Source organism: Pedobacter aquatilis (assembly GCF_032678425.1).
In the GTDB taxonomy this organism is placed as follows: domain Bacteria; phylum Bacteroidota; class Bacteroidia; order Sphingobacteriales; family Sphingobacteriaceae; genus Pedobacter; species Pedobacter aquatilis_B.
The window spans coordinates 362,243-382,039 of sequence record NZ_JAVTSG010000004.1 but is presented as its reverse complement, the minus strand read 5'-3'; the positions used below and the strand labels follow the sequence as shown (position 1 = coordinate 382,039).

General features: G+C 35.6%; 17 protein-coding genes. 7 read left to right on the top strand and 10 right to left on the bottom strand.

Annotation, left to right across the window (positions count from 1 at the left end; all coding sequences use genetic code 11):
* Nucleotides 1–121: 121 nt before the first annotated feature.
* Nucleotides 122–268 carry a hypothetical protein gene (locus tag R2Q16_RS15100; protein ID WP_316738090.1) on the top strand — a complete coding sequence of 49 codons (147 nt, stop codon included), beginning with the start codon at nucleotides 122–124 and terminating at the stop codon, nucleotides 266–268.
* Nucleotides 269–308: 40 nt separating this feature from the next.
* On the opposite strand, the gene R2Q16_RS15095 is transcribed toward R2Q16_RS15100, so the two are convergent.
* The 8 genes from R2Q16_RS15095 to R2Q16_RS15060 all read right to left on the bottom strand — a co-directional run bounded on the left by R2Q16_RS15095 (nucleotide 309) and on the right by R2Q16_RS15060 (nucleotide 7,725).
* The gene (locus tag R2Q16_RS15095) at nucleotides 309–710 is read right to left on the bottom strand and encodes a thermonuclease family protein (protein WP_316738089.1); all 402 of its coding nucleotides are present in this window, start codon (nucleotides 708–710) and stop codon (nucleotides 309–311) included.
* A gap of 113 nt (nucleotides 711–823) precedes the next feature.
* Nucleotides 824–1,036 (bottom strand): hypothetical protein, encoded by a 213-nt coding sequence (locus R2Q16_RS15090; protein WP_316738088.1) that lies wholly within the window; start codon nucleotides 1,034–1,036, stop codon nucleotides 824–826.
* Nucleotides 1,036–1,980, bottom strand: a complete 945-nt coding sequence (locus R2Q16_RS15085; RefSeq protein WP_316738086.1) for a hypothetical protein — start codon at nucleotides 1,978–1,980, stop codon at nucleotides 1,036–1,038. Before R2Q16_RS15085 ends, R2Q16_RS15090 begins: the two co-directional genes overlap by 1 nt.
* Nucleotides 1,981–4,014: a phospholipase D-like domain-containing protein gene (locus R2Q16_RS15080; protein WP_316738084.1), complete on the bottom strand. Its 2,034-nt coding sequence runs from the start codon at nucleotides 4,012–4,014 to the stop codon at nucleotides 1,981–1,983.
* A gap of 97 nt (nucleotides 4,015–4,111) precedes the next feature.
* Complete coding sequence (locus R2Q16_RS15075) at nucleotides 4,112–4,249, bottom strand: hypothetical protein (protein ID WP_316738082.1); 138 nt, start codon at nucleotides 4,247–4,249, stop codon at nucleotides 4,112–4,114.
* A gap of 180 nt (nucleotides 4,250–4,429) precedes the next feature.
* Nucleotides 4,430–5,098: a response regulator gene (locus tag R2Q16_RS15070; protein WP_316738080.1), complete on the bottom strand. Its 669-nt coding sequence runs from the start codon at nucleotides 5,096–5,098 to the stop codon at nucleotides 4,430–4,432.
* A 9-nt stretch (nucleotides 5,099–5,107) separates the two neighbouring features.
* A complete protein-coding gene (locus tag R2Q16_RS15065; protein ID WP_316738079.1) occupies nucleotides 5,108–6,778 on the bottom strand; it encodes a tetratricopeptide repeat protein in 1,671 nt (556 codons plus the stop codon).
* 524 nt (nucleotides 6,779–7,302) lie between these two features.
* Nucleotides 7,303–7,725, bottom strand: a complete 423-nt coding sequence (locus tag R2Q16_RS15060) for a VOC family protein (protein ID WP_316738078.1) — start codon at nucleotides 7,723–7,725, stop codon at nucleotides 7,303–7,305.
* Nucleotides 7,726–7,901: 176 nt separating this feature from the next.
* On the opposite strand from R2Q16_RS15060, the gene R2Q16_RS15055 reads away from it, so the two are divergent.
* Genes R2Q16_RS15055 through R2Q16_RS15040 form a run of 4 tightly spaced genes read left to right on the top strand, consistent with a single transcriptional unit; the run spans nucleotide 7,902 to nucleotide 14,939 of the window.
* The gene (locus tag R2Q16_RS15055; RefSeq protein ID WP_316738076.1) at nucleotides 7,902–8,642 is read left to right on the top strand and encodes a hypothetical protein; all 741 of its coding nucleotides are present in this window, start codon (nucleotides 7,902–7,904) and stop codon (nucleotides 8,640–8,642) included.
* Nucleotides 8,643–8,644: 2 nt separating this feature from the next.
* Nucleotides 8,645–11,410 (top strand): carboxypeptidase-like regulatory domain-containing protein, encoded by a 2,766-nt coding sequence (locus tag R2Q16_RS15050; RefSeq protein ID WP_316738074.1) that lies wholly within the window; start codon nucleotides 8,645–8,647, stop codon nucleotides 11,408–11,410.
* Between the two features lie 4 nt (nucleotides 11,411–11,414).
* The gene (locus R2Q16_RS15045; protein ID WP_316738073.1) at nucleotides 11,415–12,554 is read left to right on the top strand and encodes a DUF4249 domain-containing protein; all 1,140 of its coding nucleotides are present in this window, start codon (nucleotides 11,415–11,417) and stop codon (nucleotides 12,552–12,554) included.
* 12 nt (nucleotides 12,555–12,566) lie between these two features.
* Entirely contained in the window at nucleotides 12,567–14,939 is a 2,373-nt protein-coding gene (locus tag R2Q16_RS15040; protein ID WP_316738071.1) for a hypothetical protein, read from the top strand.
* 142 nt (nucleotides 14,940–15,081) lie between these two features.
* Here R2Q16_RS15040 and R2Q16_RS15035 read toward each other — a convergent pair whose 3' ends face one another.
* On the bottom strand, nucleotides 15,082–15,948 hold the full coding sequence (locus R2Q16_RS15035; RefSeq protein WP_316738069.1) for an aldose 1-epimerase family protein: 867 nt from the start codon (nucleotides 15,946–15,948) through the stop codon (nucleotides 15,082–15,084).
* 37 nt (nucleotides 15,949–15,985) lie between these two features.
* Nucleotides 15,986–17,239, bottom strand: coding sequence for a peptidase T (gene pepT, locus R2Q16_RS15030; protein ID WP_316738068.1), 1,254 nt, complete (start codon nucleotides 17,237–17,239; stop codon nucleotides 15,986–15,988).
* 59 nt (nucleotides 17,240–17,298) lie between these two features.
* Between pepT and R2Q16_RS15025 the strand changes: the two genes are divergently transcribed.
* On the top strand, nucleotides 17,299–18,030 hold the full coding sequence (locus R2Q16_RS15025) for a hypothetical protein (RefSeq protein WP_316738066.1): 732 nt from the start codon (nucleotides 17,299–17,301) through the stop codon (nucleotides 18,028–18,030).
* A gap of 26 nt (nucleotides 18,031–18,056) precedes the next feature.
* The gene (locus R2Q16_RS15020; protein WP_316738065.1) at nucleotides 18,057–19,796 is read left to right on the top strand and encodes a M14 family zinc carboxypeptidase; all 1,740 of its coding nucleotides are present in this window, start codon (nucleotides 18,057–18,059) and stop codon (nucleotides 19,794–19,796) included.
* Nucleotide 19,797: the final 1 nt, after the last annotated feature.

The window sequence follows — 19,797 nt, the reverse complement described above, 5'->3', positions numbered from 1 at the left end:
ATTTATTTTAAGTCCAGGGAAATGAACAACAATAGAACAATAAATCAATTCATCAGTTGTTCAACTAACCAACTAACCAACTAGTCATCCTGAGCGGAGTCGAAGGATAAAATCAAAAAGATTGAAGCAAAAAGTAGGGCTGCAGCTGATATGGAATGCTGATGTGGGTTTTCCTGATGATTTAGGCGATGTAGTTAAACGGGATTGGCTATTTGAAATGACTAATTTTTATTTCAAACTTATCGCTTATACTCAAGTTGATTTATAAGTATGAGCTTTTAATTGTATGGTGTAGTGGTGATATGTTACTAAGGCCTGGGCTTAGTTCTGACAGGCTTTCTCCAAACCCAAGGAGCAATAGGGTTTGCATCTTTCCATAAACCTATTCTTTCTATTTTGGCAGTAGATTCCAAGGCAGCATAGGTGTTGTCTTTCGAGTATTTTTTATAGTGCCATGCCATTCCTTGTTTAACCATTTCCTGATTTATATTCTGACCTTTTTTATTAAAAACAACGGCAATTAATCGTTTATAACGGTCGTAATTCTGGCTTTCTATTTTTACTGTTTCTCCAAAGCATAGGTCTGATAGCGCCTTTTTTGCATTATTGCCAAAAGGTTGACCATTTCTCTTCTCCGGGCAATCGATGTGGGCAAGACGAATTCTGATTGGTTGGCTTTGATAGAGCACTTCCATGGTATCGCCATCCATTATGCGAATGACTTTTGCGGAGAAGTTTCTTTGGTTCTGGGTGAACTGTAGGATTGGAGCGCTTTCAGAATGGCTAAGTACCGGATTAGTAGCTAAACATATAATAAACAGACTTATTTTTCCCAACCGCATAGTGTTTTCTCTTCCTTCTTCGCTTTATCTAAAGTGGTTTTTACAATCTTATATTGACAATTACTCAAGCCCCTGCAATTTGATTTTAAGTGATATTTGCTTGCCTTACCGCTGTTGCAAATGTAGACTTCTGAAGTGGTTTCCTTGCAAGCTATGTTCATTAAAATTAGGATAGATAGGGAGAGGGTTTTCATTATTCTTTTAAAAAATTGAGTACAGATTGTACGACTTCCATTTGTGAATTGGCACATGATTTTAATTGAAACCTTTTCACTCCTGAATTTCTTAACCAATCCGACCAAATAACTTTCATTATTTCCATATCAGTTGGTTGACTTCTTGCAGCTCCAGATTTAGATAGTGAGCGATCATACATTTCTAATACAATTAATTCTAGATTCTTTAGGTGTGCGTTTTGTGCAGGCTTGATTTTGAAGTTTTTATTCTCTGAAAGAAATACAGCCATATCTGATTCTTTCGATTTTAAAAATGCATTACGAAAAGCATTAATTTTGGCAGCACTTAGATCGTATCCCTTATGATATATGCCTGCTTCAATATACCCGTCAGTCATTAGGATCATAATATTCCGGAAGCGCTGAATTACTTTTCCGTTTGATTTAGATGGTAGAATAATTCGGTCATCAATTCCAGAATTGAAATATGACCATACATCAGCCCCATTATTCGAAATCGAAGCTTTTGAAATGATTTTTCGATATTCATTCATAAAAATGTTTATGTCTTTGTTTAATGTTTTGGTAACATTGTTTCTAGCCATAATATAGTTTATTCTGTCACTTTGTCTATCGAACCTTTGAAAATCCAGATTTAATAAATTGGTATTTATATTATAGAGATTTATAAGACCTTTATTTATAAAATCTACTCTATAGTGGTCCATCTGACCCTCACTTCTTTTATAGCGCATAAGGTTGGGTGACCATATTTCTTTTAAAATTCCCCTTACAATAGTAGTATCATTAATCGGTTTGGGATACATCTTCTCATTTAATCTATTTGATAAATCTGGAGCGAATATCAAGTTGAAATGAATCACCTCTTTTTGATGTTGAGCAAATAAAGAGGCTTTGGAGATAGTTATTAAAGCAATTACAATGATAAATTTATTTTTCATCTACAGTTTTATTCTATGGTCAATTTGAGTAGTTATGATTTTTTCTTTCTGCCATTCAACTGTTGTGTCGAATGCTTCTCTTGATTTTGTTGTGGCTATCGCAATTGAATATTGCTCGTGTAAGTAATCGTTCCAACCTTCGAGAAAAATATTAATTCTATCACGTAAAGAATCGACTGAAATCGGTAAATTATCATTTTCAATATGGCTCTTATATATTGTTGCAATATCTTGTATATGTTGTGTTCCAGTCACTAAATCTTTTTTGTTTATTTCCTTTAACTGATTGAGTTTATTAGGAAGAGAATTTAGTACAGTTTCTGTAATCTTAATTTGTGCGTCAATCGATATATTCGTGTTTTCCAATAAATGAATATCATTTTGTATTAATATTATTTTCTCGTCTTGAATTTGAATGTCTTCATAATGTTGACTAATCAATAAATCATTTTTCAATGTTGCGATGTCCGGATTTCTTTCTTCAAAAATGTTCATCAGCTTCTCGAAGGCAAATTTTAGCATTATCAATCCGAATGCTCCTAATAAGAAAACTAAATAGAAATTAGGATCAGTGAAAGCCATCTTTATCTTCCAAATTTCATTTGTTTCACCAGAATCATACTTCATTTGATACAGGGCAGACGAAACTTTATAAGCAATTGCTGTATCTATTAGAAAAATACCAACGATAAACATTGTAATAATTATCCACTGTTTTTTTGTAAATAGCTTTATTAATGCACAAAAAATTGGAATAGATACAAAAAGAAAAATAAAAAGAATGCCCGAACCTCCTTTTTCTATAGTTAGGCTCAAAGCCTTTGGATTAAATATCTCCATTGGCATTGCGTCTAAACCTAAATTTCTTGCTTCCTTAGAATCTTCAACTGCGAATAATAAAATATAACATGCTGAAGAGTAAAAAATAAATAAGTATACAGTCAAACAGATATTCGCAAAAATGACAGGTATAAATTCATACCATTTAAATTTTGGCTGAATAAACTCTCGCTGTGCTAAACGAATTTTGTCTTTTATTTCATTTATTAATTTTTCATGATAAACGATTTTGATATTTTTAAGTTCTTTACTTTTCTGATCGTTTTTTTCAGAATCAGATTTCAGCGAAATAATTTTGCTTTTAGAATTTAAAATATCATTTTCGGATGCAATTTGTAAGGTGTCCAATTGCAGGCTTAGATTTTCTCCTAATGAGTTGATACTTTTAACTTCTTGCTCATCTATTTTTGTTAAAAGTCTTTTCTTTTTATCATCAACAACATCAATATCATTGATAAATACTGAATACACTGTATCAAGTGCTTTAGTCAAGACTTGATGATCTCCATTATTAAACTTTGATCTTTCATACCCCTGCTTACGTAGTAAAGTGCGATCAAAATTCCCTATTTCGGCAGCAATCATAGAATCTAATACTTTAGTAAACTCTAAAATTGCATGCTCTTTGGCGTTATTTTTATCATTTGAAACTTCATGAAGCGAGAGTTCACCATCAGATTTTGCCTTGTCTGGTAATAAGGGATATATATTTTTATTGATGGTATCTTGTGTTTTTGTATTTAAATCATTTACATCAATTTGATGATCGATATTATATTTAAGCCTTTCAAATTCCGAATAAAACTGCTTATAGATGTTTAAATCATTAGATACATGAATGTTTTCTACATTGTTATTACTAGCATTATACGAGTAATTGTAGGAGCCGTTAATCGAAATGTTATTATCTATTAGACAAAATTTATGATGCATCATGCCGCGTTCATCCCCTGTTTCGAATGCATGTAAGCTAATGTTAGCCTCTCTAAACATTTTCTTCACCGTTTCATTCTGAATGTTAGATGAAAGAATAATGTCAATGACCAGATTTCTGTTTTTTGCTTCAATAAGAGCATTTGCTATATCTCTATCTGTAAACCAAGCCATAGCTAAATAAATGCTATGCTTTGCATTTTGAATCTCCGAGATTATTCTCTGTTTTATTTCGATGCCTGTTGTTAATATATCGTTCATTACCTTTTTTGTTTTTTCAAAACGAGGAATTGCCGGCTTCTGTCCCTAGAAGTTTATGGCAATCCCTACATTTTTTGAGAGCGGAGCGTTAAAAAATTTATTGTTTACTGAGGTGAGCAAGAGTCTGAATAAAAGGCATTACAAAAGCATTTTTTGTAGCTTCTTCGGTATTGATTTGATCCTTCAAACCATCTACTCTTTGATGCAGTTGTTCGAGCTTTAATTTTAGTTCCATAATCGGGGGATGAGTTAATCTATTGATTATGTGTAAAAATACACTACATAAAAACCTCATCCTTACGGGAAACCGTAAAGTGAAAGATTAAATTTTAAAGCGGGGATATTAAGTGAGACTAAAGATAATAAGGGCGTTTCGACAAGCTTAACGCGGCAGCAAAAGGTGTAATTTTAGCGATTAGATAATGTTTCTATCCTTGCAATATGCAATGAGCTGTTCATTATTAGATATGTTCAGGATGGTTTTTATTGTATTCAGGCGTTTCTCGATACTGCTTAGCCCTGATGGTTTGATGTTATTTTTTTGCAGGTAAAATGGAATGTCTTTTTGGGGTGTTCCTTTGGTCAACAGAGAAATAATGGTTTTATCAAATAGGGTAAATTCGAAAGGTGTTTCTTCTGTAGTGATTTTCTTAAGGTTTGGCGAAAGGTATTTGCGGTTTTGTGCAATGGTTTCTATTGCGAGTTTTAAATCTTTTGCATCGCCGCGGGCTTTGGGTACAAAGGCATCTATCCCCAGTTCGTTCATTATTTTTGATGCAACGGTGAATCTATTTTCGATAGAGAAAATTAAGACCTTAAGGTCCGGCTGAATAAGTTTTGCTGCTTTTATAAGTTCAGTACCACTGTTAATTTCCTGCGGTCTGTCGTTTTCAAATGATAAATCGGTGATGAGCAATTGATATGGTGTTGCTGTATTAAGTGCCCTTTTTATACGACCGAGTGCATCATCGCAATAATAAACATAGTTACTTGGCTCATGAATAATATTCAAGTCTGACAATGTTTTTTGAACAGAGATGCTTACACTTTCGTGGTCTTCGGCAATTAATACTTTTTCGAACATAGGCTTAGGTTATGAAATCGGAACGGTAATTATAATGTAGAGTCCGCGTTCAACATTTGTATCAAAGGTAATTTTGCCATTTATAAAATCTATACGGTTTCCCGTATTGGTTAGTCCGTTGTTAAATTTTATCGGGTTTTTTATGCCGATACCATTGTCGAGGTAATTAATTTTTAGATCGTTTTCTTCTAACTCAAAGCTTATATCTACCTGTGTAGCCTGGCTGTGCTTACTCATATTCACCATCAGCTCTTGCAAAATATGTTCTAATTCAAGCCGTATGGTTGGGCTGGTGCTTTGCCATAAATCATCGGTATTTCCTTTAACCGTGATGTTGGTTTCCTGTGTTTTAAATGAATCGAATAGTTCTGTAAAGGTTTGGTTCAGCTGTTCTGTTGCAGGTATTATTTCTTCTACTTCGTAGGATATATCCCTTGATTTCTGATACATGACATCGAGCCTGTCTAATATTTCTTCCTTTTCAATATTGTCTTGATTCTCAATTTCGGTGATTACGCGATATAAACCGTTGGCAACCACATCGTGTACTTTTTTCGAAGTTTTTAACCGACTTTCCTGAATACTTTTTCGGGCCTCTAGTTCAATTTTCTGTTTACGTTTTTTAAAGATTGTGTAGGACACAATTATGCCGGCGATTGTTAAAACGATTATCACATAGATGATTAAGTCTCGTTTAATGATTTCGTATTTCTTTTGAGTATTGTCTTGCTGTAATTTAAGGTTATCGGCTTTGTGCTTTTCTGATTCGTAACGGATGAGTGCAAACTGATTTTTTGCAGCATTTCTGGCTGTTTGTATACTATCTTCTAGTTTAGTAAAGCGTGTAAAGTAGACTTTGCTTTTATCAGCATTGCTGAGTTGAATTAACTTTTTCAAAGCTTCAATCTGGTCGTCGGGGCTGGAGATTGCCTTTGCGGTTGCAAACATTTTTTCTGAATACTGTAAGGCTGAATCTATATTACTATTCATATAGAAATCAGCAAGGTGTGCATAGCTGGCATTTTGCCCCCACAGATTTTGCTCCGTTAAGCGAATATTTAAAGCACGGTGATAATCTGGAACTGCATTATATTTAGGATTCTGCAGCCATTTTGCCCAGGTTAGATTATCGTAGGCTTGAGCAAACATTGCCTTATCTTTTCTAATGCGTTTGTTTTGCAAAATATTGTAGAGCAATGAAACCGCTTCGTCATACTTTTTTTGTTCTACAAGCGACACTGCAAGATTGTTTTGATAGATTAAACCATTCAGACTATCTGTTGCTGTGGTAATTGCTCTTTTATACCAGTTTGATGCATTGCTAAAATCTTTAAGGCTGTATTTGGCAATGCCGATAGAATTAAATACACCAGGCAAATATTCGCTGTTTGGTTTAAAATATAAAATTGCCTTTGCTGCTGATTCTTCGCTGCCGAAATAGTCGCCTTGATTGCCTTGAATAACCGCCATATGGGTAAAGGACTTTGCAATTAATAAGCTGTCGGTACTGAAACTGGCAACTTTAGAAAAATTAATAAATGCTTTTGTTTGGTCGTTTTGCTCCAGATAAAACCAGGCTTTATCATAGTATGGATTTCTGGGTTGGGCAGGGCTTATTACTTTTTCCTTTCTGCAGGAATATAATATAATGAGGAAAACGAGCGCCAGATACTTCTTCAACAGGGTAGATTTAGTTCTCTAAAGTAAGAAATATCTGTAAAAAGCAAACGGCTACTGAGTTTGCTCAGCAGCCGTTTAATTATTAAGGTTTTGGTGGAGGGGTTTGAGTGGTTTGACCGCCATTATCACCGCCATCATCTGGTGAGCTTTGCCTAACTTTCATTGAAAATATAAGTTAGCCAATAATGGCAAATCCAGCCCCGCTTTTGCCTATAGTCCCGATGATGTAGTGCAAAAAGCAACAGCACCTTTATTGTACATACAGAAGCTGAAATCGGGAGCTATTTGGCGCAATCGGGTTTATCATTATCGGTAGTTCGTCTAGCCAAAAAGTGTGCTTTGTTAAATAGCCCCGACATTCGCGGAAATACTTTTGGCAAAACTTACGAAGTTGTTGTTGCACTTCGTAAGTTTTAAGCCAAAAGATTGAAGCATTGGCGGGACTGCTGTGACCGAAAAGCAGTGAGCCGTGCGCTTCAAATATTAATGCCAACAAAAAAATCTGCTTAGAAAATTTAATTTATCTAGTAGCTTCCGAAATTTATCATCCACTGGATGCCGAATTTATCTTTAAAACTGCCGAAGTAATCGCCCCAAAACTGATCTTCCATTGGCATTTCAATCGTACCACCAACGGATAAACCATTGAATAACCTGTCTGCTTCTTCACGGCTTTTTGCCATAACATTAATGTACATGTTATTGCCTTGGTTTAGTACATGGCCTGCCGATGGAACACAATCTGAAGCCATTAAAATGGTGTGCTCGTTAATTGGCAAAGCAATGTGCATAATACGATTACGCTCATCATCTGCCAGTTGTTCGGCGCCAGGTGCATCGCCCATTTTTTTCAGGAATATAAATTCGCCACCGAAAACAGATTTGTAAAGATTGAAAGCTTCTTCGGCCTGGCCGTCGAAGTTTAAGTAAGGGTGCATGGTATTCATCTTTATTGATTTAGTTGAACTAAGTTATGGTGATTTACTGTGAAGTTAAGGGGTCAGAAACGACAAATTAGGGGTTGTATTGTTCATCCCTAAAAAGAATTAAATAACTTTTTTGATACTTATATTTAGAATATAATCTTTGTTTATATCTTAAAAAATTATTTCGCCCTGAAAACATGACCAAACTTTTGACCTGTTGTTTAATTCTATCACTATTTAGTATAAAACTAACTTATGCACAGGGTTTAAAAACCGACAGTATTTTACACACAAGCGCCGAACAAAACCTAATCACTTACTTTAATAAAGAAATTGGTACGCAATCCAGGCTTTCTAACGGTGCTTCGTATACCGGGTATAGGGCAAATATTGATGGCTCTGCCTATTTTCCCGAAGATAAAATAATGAGAAAGGGAACGGTTGTTTACGATGGCTATCGCTTTGAAAACGTATCGTTATTGTATGATATTTATAAGGATTTATTGGTAAGCACCACCGGCGATGGCTTTTTGCAGCTTAGTTTAATTTCTGAACGGGTAGCAGAATTTACAGTTGATAATCATCGCCACGTGTATATCGATACCAGCAGCGACAGTACGAATATTCCTTTCAAATCTGGCTTTTTGGAAATGGTTTACCAAGGTAAAACGGAGGTTTTGGTAAAACGAAGTGTAACTTTACAACAGGCATCGGGCACCAGAGATTTAAGCAAGTATTTCTTACTTAGAACTCAATTTTTTTACAAGAGAGATGGCAAATATTATAAAATCACCAATGAAGGTTCTTTTTTGAAATTGTACAAAGAGCGGAAATCTGAGCTTAAAAAGTTATTGAGAACCAACTCAATCCGATTTAATAAAGAGCAAATACCAGCACTAAAACTATTAGCCGCCCATATTGATAATACTTCTAACTAAACATGCGTAATCTCACCAAATTTTTAACTTTATTTTTATCGTTAATTGCTATACAATCAATTGCGCAGGATAATAAAAGGCTTATTTCTGTAGATTTTAATCAGGCAAAAATTGAAGAAGTTGCGAAAGATATCGAAGCAAAATCTGCCTTAAAGTTCTATTATGATTTAGCTACAATGGACAGCTTAAGAGTAACACTGAAAGCGGATAATAAATCGGTTTCGTTTGTACTGGAGCAAGCTTTTAAAGATTCTGACTATCATTTTGCCGTTAGTGGAACCAATGTTTTTTTAACTAAAACCAAACAGATTAGAACGCTTTTAGCTGATGGTTATTATCCAAATACAGGAAATACCAAGCCTACAACAGTGCAGGAAAAGGATTATTTTAACGATAATCAGGTAGAAAAGGTTGCCGAAGCTACGATTGAAAATAAGATTTATGCGGTTGGTGTTAAAACCAATTCAATAAAACCAGGCAAAGTAACCATGGCGGGTTATTTAAGAGATGTAAAATCTGGCGAGCCTATAGTTGGGGCCAGCATTTACTCGATTGATGCTAAAGTTGGTGCCATGTCTGATCAGTTCGGCTTTTATTCGATCACACTGCCAACGGGTAAGCATACGTTAAACATTAAATCGGTTGTTTCCAAAGATGCCCGTAGGCAGATTATGTTATACAGCGATGGAAAGTTAAATATTGAACTTCAGGAGCAGGTAATGTCGCTTAAGGAAGTTAAAATATCGGCTGATAAAATTGCAAACATTAAAAGTGTTGAAATGGGTGTAAACCGTTTGAATATTAAGGACATTAAGCAAGTGCCTTCGGTATTTGGTGAGCCTGATATTTTAAGGGTGGTGCTAACATTGCCAGGTGTGCAATCGGTTGGAGAGGCGAGTACAGGCTTTAGTGTTCGCGGTGGTTCGCAAGATCAGAACTTGATTTTGCTGAATGATGCAACCATTTATAATCCATCACACTTTTTTGGGTTTTTCTCTGCCTTTAATCCTGATTTAGTAAAAGATGTACAGCTTTACAAAAGCACCATTCCGGAGCGTTTTGGTGGAAGGTTATCATCCGTTTTAGAGGTTAATAACCGCGAAGGCAACAAAAAGAAAATTACGGGTACGGCAGGTATTGGTTTAATTACCAGTCGTTTTAACATAGAAGGACCAATTGACAGTAACAAAACGTCGTTTATTTTAGGTGGAAGAACAACTTATTCTAACTGGTTATTAAAGCTTTTGCCCGATGATTATAAACAAAGTAAGGCTTCGTTTACGGATATTAACCTTGGCATTAGTCACCAGTTTAATGAAAAAAATAACCTTTACTTTTCTGGTTATTTCAGTACCGATAAATTTAAGTTAAACAGTGATACTACTTATAGTTACAGCAACAAGAATATTGCTTTGAAATGGAAACACACTTTTAATAATAAAATTTATGGTGTTTTCTCTGCCGGAGCAGACAGATATGAATACAATATTAATAGTGAGGTAAATCCGGTAAATGCTTACAGTCTTGATTTTAATATCAATCAGCTAAATGTTAAGTCTGACTTTACCTACTATTTGAGCAATAACCATACGGTAAACTTTGGTTTATCGAGCATACATTATAAACTCAACCCGGGTAGCTATCAGCCATTGGGCGATGAATCGCTTACCCGACCTGATGTGATACCAGCAGAACAGGCTTTAGAAAGCGCACTTTACATTGGCGATAAATATGATATTGGTAATAACCTTTCGATAAGCGCCGGTGTACGTTATTCGTTGTTTAATTACTTAGGTCCGCAAACGATTAATAATTATGCACCGGGTTTGCCCAGAACAAGTGTAAACCAAATTGACAGCACGGCTTATGGTAAAAATAAATTGATTAAAACTTATCAAGGGCCGGAAATTAGACTTTCAGCAAGGTATAATGTTAATGATAATTTCTCGATAAAGGCGGCATACAATACTTTGAGGCAGTATATCCATTTATTATCAAATACTACGGCAATTGCACCAACTGATGTTTGGAAATTAAGTGATCCGAATATTAAGCCACAATTTGGTAGTCAGGTTTCTTTGGGATTGTACAAAAATTTCAACGCTCAAACGATAGAAACATCTGTAGAGGTTTACTACAAAAAACTAAAGGATTATTTAGATTACCGCAGTGGTGCAAACCTTGTGCTTAACCATCATATTGAAACCGATGTGTTAAATACTGAAGGCAAAGCTTACGGTATAGAATTTTTTGTAAAGAAAACCACCGGAAATTTAAACGGCTGGATGAGTTATGCCTATTCGAGAACCTTACTTAAAATGAACGACCCAACCGTTGCTGTGCCAATTAATGGTGGCGACTATTACCCTGCCAATTACGATAAGCCACATGCTTTTAACTTTACAGGCAATTACCGTTTTTCACATCGCTTTAGCATATCCTTAAATGCAACTTACAGCACTGGCAGGCCAATTACCTTACCAATTGCTAAATATTATTATGCCGGAAGCGAAAGGGTTTTTTATTCGGATAGAAATGCCTACCGGATACCTGATTACTTTAGAACGGATTTATCTATGAATATTGAAGGAAATCATAAAGTTCATCAGCGTACGCACAACAGCTGGACAATCGGCGTGTATAACCTAACGGGAAGACAAAATGCATATTCTGCATATTTTACGCAAGAAGGTGGTGTGATTAAAGGCTTTCAATTATCCATTTTTGCATCTGCCATACCTTTTGTTAACTATAACATAAGATTTTAACGAAATGAAAATATTTAAGAAATTATATATCGTATTCATCCTTTTGGTTTTGTTGTGTTGTAAAAAGGCATTTAATCCAAATGTTACGGCAACAAATTATAATTATTTGGTTGTTGAAGGCATAATAAATACGGGTGCAGATTCTACATTTATCCGTTTAAGCCGCACGGTTTTATTGGATAGCAAAACTACTTTAAAGGTTGAAAGTGGTGCAACAGTTACTGTAGAGAGTGATGCCAGTCAAGTTTATCGGTTGGTTGAAAAACCTTTAGGAACTTATGCTGCTGCGCCATTAAATTTGGATAACACCAGAAAATACCGGGTTAGAATTGTTACCAAGGGTTCTACTTATTTATCAGATTTTGTAGAGTCAAAAGTTTCACCGCAGATTGACAGCCTCAATTATAAAGTGGCAGAAACAGGCTTGCAAATTTATGCTAATACTCATGATGCGAGTAACAAAACCCGTTATTACAGATGGGAGTATAATGAAACCTGGCAATTCAATGCTAAATATTTTTCTGCGTTTAAGGCTGATGGAAAAGGAATTGTTTCGCGTGATATGAATACCGAAAACATTTTCAGCTGTTGGGGAAATAGTATTTCAAGCTCGATTGTATTAGGTTCTTCATTAAAACTGGTAAATGATGTTATCTTCCAGAATCCCGTAACGCTTGTTCCATCTGATTCAGAAAAAATAGGGATTAAATACAGTATTTTAGTTAAGCAATATGCTTTAACAAAAGATGCTTTTGAATTCTGGGAGCTACTTAAAAAGAATACTGAAAATCTAGGGTCTATTTTTGATGCACAACCCTCTCAACTTACCGGCAATATTCGCAATATTTCAAATGCCGCCGAACCTGTTATCGGTTACATCAGTGCGGGTACAGTTACTCAAAAAAGGATTTATGTAACAAAAGACAGGTTGCCGAATTGGCGATTAACCTATCCATTTTCTTGCAGCGAACCTGATACCGTTTTTACCAAAGATGGTGATATGTTATTTCAAAGTAAAGTGCTTATACCGCTTGATCAAGTTGCAAACGATTCAGGTGTTATTATTGGTCATACTGGTGCGGGTTCGGGATGTTCGGATTGTACGATAAGAGGCACAAATAAAAAACCGGCTTTCTGGCAATAAATTTTTACGATAATGATGCGCTTTTTTAAATTTAATATATTCTTCTCTTTATTGCTGATGCTTTCGGTAAGTAGCTATGCCCAATCATTAGCGACCATTGAGCAGGCATTTACCAAGTATTCTGAAAACAATTTCAGAGAGAAAATATATGTTCAAACCGACAATGATTTTTACCTAACCGGAGAGTTGCTTTGGTTTAAAATTTACTGCGTAAACGCTCAAGACAATAAGCCTGCAACAGTAAGTAAGTTGGCTTACTTTGAAGTGTTGGATGAAAAGAACAACCCAGTTTTACAAACTAAAATTGCATTGAAAGATGGCAAGGGAAATGGCTCGATATTTATTCCCGTTAATTTGAATAATGGCCATTACAAAATACGTTCGTATACCAACTGGATGAAGAATTTTGGTGCACAAACTTTCTTTGAGAAAAAAATTACAATCGTTAATACTTTAAATACGCCACAAACGGCAAAGGCAGAAGAGCAGAAATTTGATTTTCAGTTTTTTCCGGAGGGGGGCGATTTAGTTGAAGGTGTACAATCGAAAGTTGGGTTTAAAATTGTAGGAACAGACGGTAAAGGTTTGGATATTAATGGTGTAATTGTGAGCAGCAAAGGCGATACGGCTGCGAGGTTTCAATCTTTAAAATTCGGCATTGGCACATTTAACCTAACGCCAGCACCAAATACCACTTATAAAGCGGTTGCAAAATCTGGTGCAAAAGATGTTATTTTTCAGGAACTACCAATCGCCAAGAAAAACGGATTTGTGTTAAGTGTTAATGAGGCTAGTCATAATTTAACCGCTATGGTTAACTCTAACTTTAGCGATGCCCATGTTTATCTGATTGCCCATAACGGGAGCAAAATATCATATTCGGAAAGTGCAACATTAGCATTTGGACAGCGCAGTTTTACGATTAGTCAAAATCAACTTAGTGATGGTGCCAATTACATTACTGTTTTTAATAATGAAGGAAAAGCTGTGGCTGAGCGGCTGTATTTTAAAAAGCCAGAGAAAAAGCTTAACATTTTTACAACTACAGATTTAAATAGTTACAGCAACAGGCAAGCCGTAACCGTTGATGTTTCTGCCGCAATTAACTCGAAGTTAAATGAAACGGCAAGTGCATCAGTAAGTGTTTACAAAGTAGATTCTCTCGATGTAAAAAATGAAATCAACATAGAGAATTACTTTATGTTATTTTCAAATTTAAAGGGTAATGTAGAATCGCCTGGCTTTTATTTCCAAAATAATGGTTCGAGTATCAAGGAGGCGCTTGATAATTTAATGATAACCCAAGGTTGGCGAAGGTTTGATTGGGATAAGGTCTTATCAAATACTAAACCTAATTTCAAATATTTGCCAGAGTATAACGGTCATTTAATTGCCGGAAAAATACAGGATAAAAACAACAAGCCTGTAAAAAATATGTTTACCTACATGGGCGTTCCGGGTAAAAGAGTTCAGTTTTATGGTGCATCAAGTGATAGCACAGGTCATTTTCTATTTAATACCAGAGATTTTTACGGACAAAACGAAATTGTATTGCAGCCAAATTATGAACTGGATAGTACATTAAATATTTCTTTAGAAAATCCATTTTTCGAGAACTATTCGCCCTTCAAACCATCACCATTAAAAATTGGAGCCAGCCAACTAAAAGATTTGAATACCCGAAGTTTAAATATGCAGTTGCAAAATATTTACGCTGGCCAAAAATTAAGGCAATTTTATACACCTGATATCGATAGTTCTTCATTTTATTTAAAGCCTTACAAAACCTATAATTTGAATGATTATACTCGTTTCAGAACTATGGAGGAGGTTTTAAGGGAGTATGTAGCGCAGGTTTTTGTATATAGAAAACAAAAAAAATATCACTTTCATATTTTAGGCGAAACTACAATTCTTGATCAGGATGTTGATCCATTAGTATTATTAGACGGTGTGCCATATTTTAATTTGGATAGAGTTATGGCTATCGACCCGTTAAAGGTTGAAAAACTGGAGGTGATAAGAGAACGCTATTACTTTGGACCATTGAGTGTAGAAGGCATTTTAAGTTTCCGTACACCAAAAGGTGATTTGGGGGGTACAGAAATCGACCCTCATGCGGTGGTTTTAGATTATGAAGGGATGCAATTGCAACGAGAGTTTTATTCACCTAAATATGATACGGAACAGCTAAAGGCAAGCCGAATAGCAGACTTCCGAAATACGTTATATTGGTCGCCAGAGCTAAATTTAGATAAAAACGGGAAGGGTAAAATAAGCTTTTATACTTCAGATCAAACCGGCTTGTATATTGGCGTTATTCAAGGTATGAGCAATCTGGGTTTACCAGGAAGCGGAACGTTTAGTTTTGAGGTGAAGAAATAGTTATAAGCCTGATGTCGGTTAGCAATCTCAATTATTTTTATAGAGATTGCTTCGTTGTTCTTCCTCACAAGACGAAAAACAGTAACGTCATTGCGAAGAATGGAGCAATCTTGAGGCGTATTACTATCGGTATAGAACTGAATTAAAAGCATTCAACTTCCCAGAAACGTCTCCAGCTTTTTCCAGCCTCAAGTTTGATAATACCTTCTTTATCCGTAAGTTTTTGATTGTGTTCTACGCCATCGGCAACACCGCACCAAGGTTCTAAACATACAAAGGAAGCATCCTTTGCGGCCCAAATGCCAAAGTAAGGGAAATCATCGAAGTGAAAATGTAATCCGTAATCGTTCTTGTTATTTAGTAAGCTGATGCAATTGCTTTGCAGCGATTTGAATACCAAAGCATCATTATAAAAAAGATTATGCTTTAAGTTTAAACGATGCCTGCTCAGCTCGATGGTTTCGGTTTCGTTTGATACCAGGCCGTCTTCAAGTTTCCAATAGATTAGTTTTTCGTCTTCGTTAAAGGCCAAATAATAATCCTCATATTTTGTATCTGGCGTATTTGGAATAGCAAAAGCCGGATGTGCTCCTATCGAAAAGTAAATTTTCTTCGTATCAATGTTTTTAACCGAGTAATTTAAAACCAGTTTTCTTTCGATAAGCTGATAGGTTAACTTCAGTTCAAACTTAAAGGGATAATTCTTAAGTGTATCTTCGGTATAAATCAAGGTAAATGAGGCTTCCGAATCGCTAATTTTTTCGGAATTGAAATTATAATCCCTTGCAAAACCATGCCGCGGCAGTTCATATTCTTTATCCTTAAAAGTATAACGGTTATTTTTTAGTGAGCCAACAATTGGGAATAATACAGGACTATGCTTTGCCCAATAATTGGCATCACCGTTCCACATGTATTCAATGTTGGTTTCTTTACTGTATAAACTTTGCAATTCGGCACCTTTTAAAGCAATGGTCGCCTTTAAAAGGTCGTTTTCAAGTGTTATCATTTATCTTTTGAAATAAATTTCTGATTTTAAAGTGAATTTAACTATGTTCTTCCCAAATACAAGCAATATTTATAATTGTTTGTACTGCTTTTTCCATATCATGAACACTTACCCACTCTTGCTTGCTGTGAAATGCATGTTCTCCGGCAAAAATATTTGGACAAGGCAAACCCATGTACGATAATCGGGAGCCATCGGTTCCGCCGCGGATGCTTTGTTTTTTGGCTTTTACACCAGCTCTTTCAATGGCCATTATGCCATACTCAACAATTTTAGGGTGTTTATCCAACACCTGTTTCATATTTCTGTATTGTGCCTTTACCTCAAAATTATAAGTAGAATTCGGGTAGCTTTTTAAAACCAATTGAGTCGTTTCTTTAATTACTTGCGCATGTGCCTGTAATTTTTCATCAGTAAAATCGCGGATAATAAATTGCGCTTCGGCCTGCTCAACTTGGCCTTTAATACTTACCGGATGAACAAAACCCTCTTTCAATTCGGTTGTTTCCGGCGTTAAAGTATTTTTTGGAAGTTTATCTAAAATTTCTGCAAGAATTTTAATCGCACTTTCCATTTTTCCCTTTGCAAAACCAGGGTGACTGCTTACACCGTGAATGGTTAACGTTGCGCCATCGGCAGAGAAAGTTTCATCTTCAATAGAGCCTAAGGTTTCACCATCAATGGTGTAACCAAAATCTGCAGACAGCTTTTTAAGGTCGGCTTTATCAACACCTCTTCCAATTTCTTCATCAGGTGTAAACAATATTTTGATAACGCCGTGTTTGCTTTCTTTGTTTTTTGCAAAAAAAGCAGCTGCTTCCATTATTTCAGCAACACCAGCCTTATTATCTGCACCTAGCAAGGTTGTGCCGCTTGCCGTTATAATATCATGACCAATTTGATGTTGTAAATCTTTATGTTCAGCCAGTTTAATCACTATCGAATTATCATCAGGTAAAATAAGATCTTCACCAGTGTAATTTTTATGGATAATTGGTTTCACATTTTCGCCGCTGCAATCTGGAGAAGTATCCATGTGCGAACAAAAGCAAATTACCGGAACATCTTTATTAGTAGTTGAAGGAATGGTTGCATACACATAACCATTCTCGTCCATATGCGCATCTTCGATACCAAGTTCTAGCAATTCTTTCACTAATTCCGTTGCCAGATTTTTTTGTTTCATGGTTGATGGACATGTTGGCGATTCCGGATCAGATTGGGTATCAATTTTTGCGTATTTGATAAATCTGTTTTGTAAAGATTCGTTAAAATTATCGTAAGTGTTCATTTTCCAAAGTTAAAAGTTATGGATATTGAATAAACATATTATTTTTGTAAAAAAACGATATGATTTTCAAGCCGCTCAAAGTTACATCTCTATCTATTCTTTTTATATTTATTGCTAATATTTCGATTGCACAATCAAATTATTTTAAGTGGTCTTACGGCTTAGGAGCGGGCCCTAACTACTCTAAAACCGATGTTGTAGAGGGTAATTGGGGTTATACTATATATGGTAATCTCGACCATCATTTTACCCCATTTCTTACAGGCGGTTTAGAAGCTCAGTATGGTATGGTACAGGGCGGAGACATTGTTACTGACCCGCATAACAGGCAGTTCGTAAACAAGTATATGGGTGTAAATGCCAATGTTAAACTCATGCTTGGAGAACTTATTGATTTTAATCATACTAATTTTTTATACAACATTAAAGGCCTTTATGCCGGCATTGGTATTGGCGCAGTAAAAAATAACATCACTGATATTGTAAGGTACAAACCAGATTGGGCAGCCTTCGACGCTGGTTACGGACCTTTTCCTGGTAAAGATAAAGGTGTAGATCTTTGGGTGCCTATTAATTTTGGTATAAACTTTTACTTAAATGATGGTTATGGTTATACCCGTTATGTAATTAACATTAATGCCCAAGGAAATTTTACATTCGGAGAAGGATTGGATGGTTATAACGACCCATCAACAAAATTTAAAAACTACGATCCTGATACTTATAATGTGTACAGCGTTGGCTTCAAATATTATTTTGGTAACATTAAAGTTTACCGCAAAACATTATAATTCCTAAATCTTCATTCCTTTATAACATGAGAAATATTTTCGTGTTTTGGTTATTGCTGTTTGGTTTGCAAACTTTTGCACAGCTAACGCCATACGAAAATAGTGGCAAGAAAGAAACGACAACTTACAGGGCAGCCATTTCGTACTATCAAAGCTTAGCTAAAAATTACCCCGAGGCAAAACTACAAACTTACGGTAAAACCGATTTTGGGCTTCCGCTTCATTTACTAATCTTATCAAAAGATAAAATTTTCGACCCGATTGGAATCAGAAAGGCTAACAAGCGTATTCTGTTAATTAATAATGGCATTCATCCCGGCGAACCGGAAGGAATTGATGCTTCGATGATGCTAGCCCGTGATTTACTAAAAAGTAAGCAATTGCCAAAAGATGTGGTGATTTGCATCATCCCGGTTTACAATATCGACGGAAGCTTTAACCGTACAGGCACGTCGAGGGCAAATCAGAACGGACCAATAGCTTATGGCTTTAGAGGGAACAGTAAAAACCTTGACTTAAATCGGGATTTCATTAAAACAGATTCAAAAAACTCTGCTGCCTTTCAATCGATATTTAATATCTGGAAACCAGAGGTTTTTGTAGATACGCATACCAGTAATGGTTCTGATTATCAGTATGTGATGACGTTGATTCCGACGCAAAAAGATAAGCTAAATTCAATTTTATCAAATTACTTAACCAACACTTTGGTGCCCGATTTATATAAGGGAATGGAAAAACTCGGCTATCCGATGATTCCTTATGTAAATTCTGTTGGCGAAACACCAGAAAGTGGAATAACCGGATTCATTGAGTCGCCACGCTACTCTACAGGTTATGCTAATCTTCATAATTCAATCGGCTTTATGCCCGAAACACATATGTTGAAATCTTTCGATTTGCGTGTTGATGCGACATATAAACTCCTAAAGAACTACGTTGATATTGTACAACGCGATGCAAAAGTTATTGGCGAAAATAAACGCAAAGCGGATGCGTTTGTAGCGCAACAAAAAACTTTCCCCCTGGAGTGGAAGCTAAATCGTGATAAATTCGATAGCATCTCTTTCAAAGGTTTTGTAGGGGCGAAAAAACCAAGCAATATAAGCGAACTGGATAGGTTGTATTATGATAGGACCAAGCCTTACACCAAAATGATTAAGCAGTGGAACAATTTCGAGCCTGCTGTTAGTGTAGAAAAACCCATTGCTTATATTATTCCGAAAGCTTGGGGTAAAGTTATCGCTTTGCTTAAACTTAATAACATTGCTCTTAAGGAATTGAAAAACGATGTTAAGTTAGAGGTAGAAAGTTATTACATTTCTGATTTTAAAACTGGGGCACGCCCGTATGAAGGGCACTATTTACATAGTTTGGTAAAGTTGAATACCATAAAGCAGCAATTACAATATTATGCCGGAGATTTTGTGGTGTACGTAAATCAGCCTGAAAACCGTTATATTGTGGAAACGTTAGAGCCGCAAGCAACTGATTCGTTCTTTAACTGGAATTTCTTCGATTCGATTTTGGATATGAAAGAGCATTATTCAGCTTATATTTTTGAGGATACCGCTTCAGAAATTTTGAAAAATGACACTGCATTAAAAACAAAGCTCGACGAAAAAAAGTTAATCGATACAGCATTTGCAAAGAGTGGTTCGGCGCAACTAGATTTTATTTATAAAAATTCAGATTATTACGAGAAAACGCATAACAGATATCCCGTAGCACGGTTAATTAAAGATGTAAAACTCGATTTAAAATAAT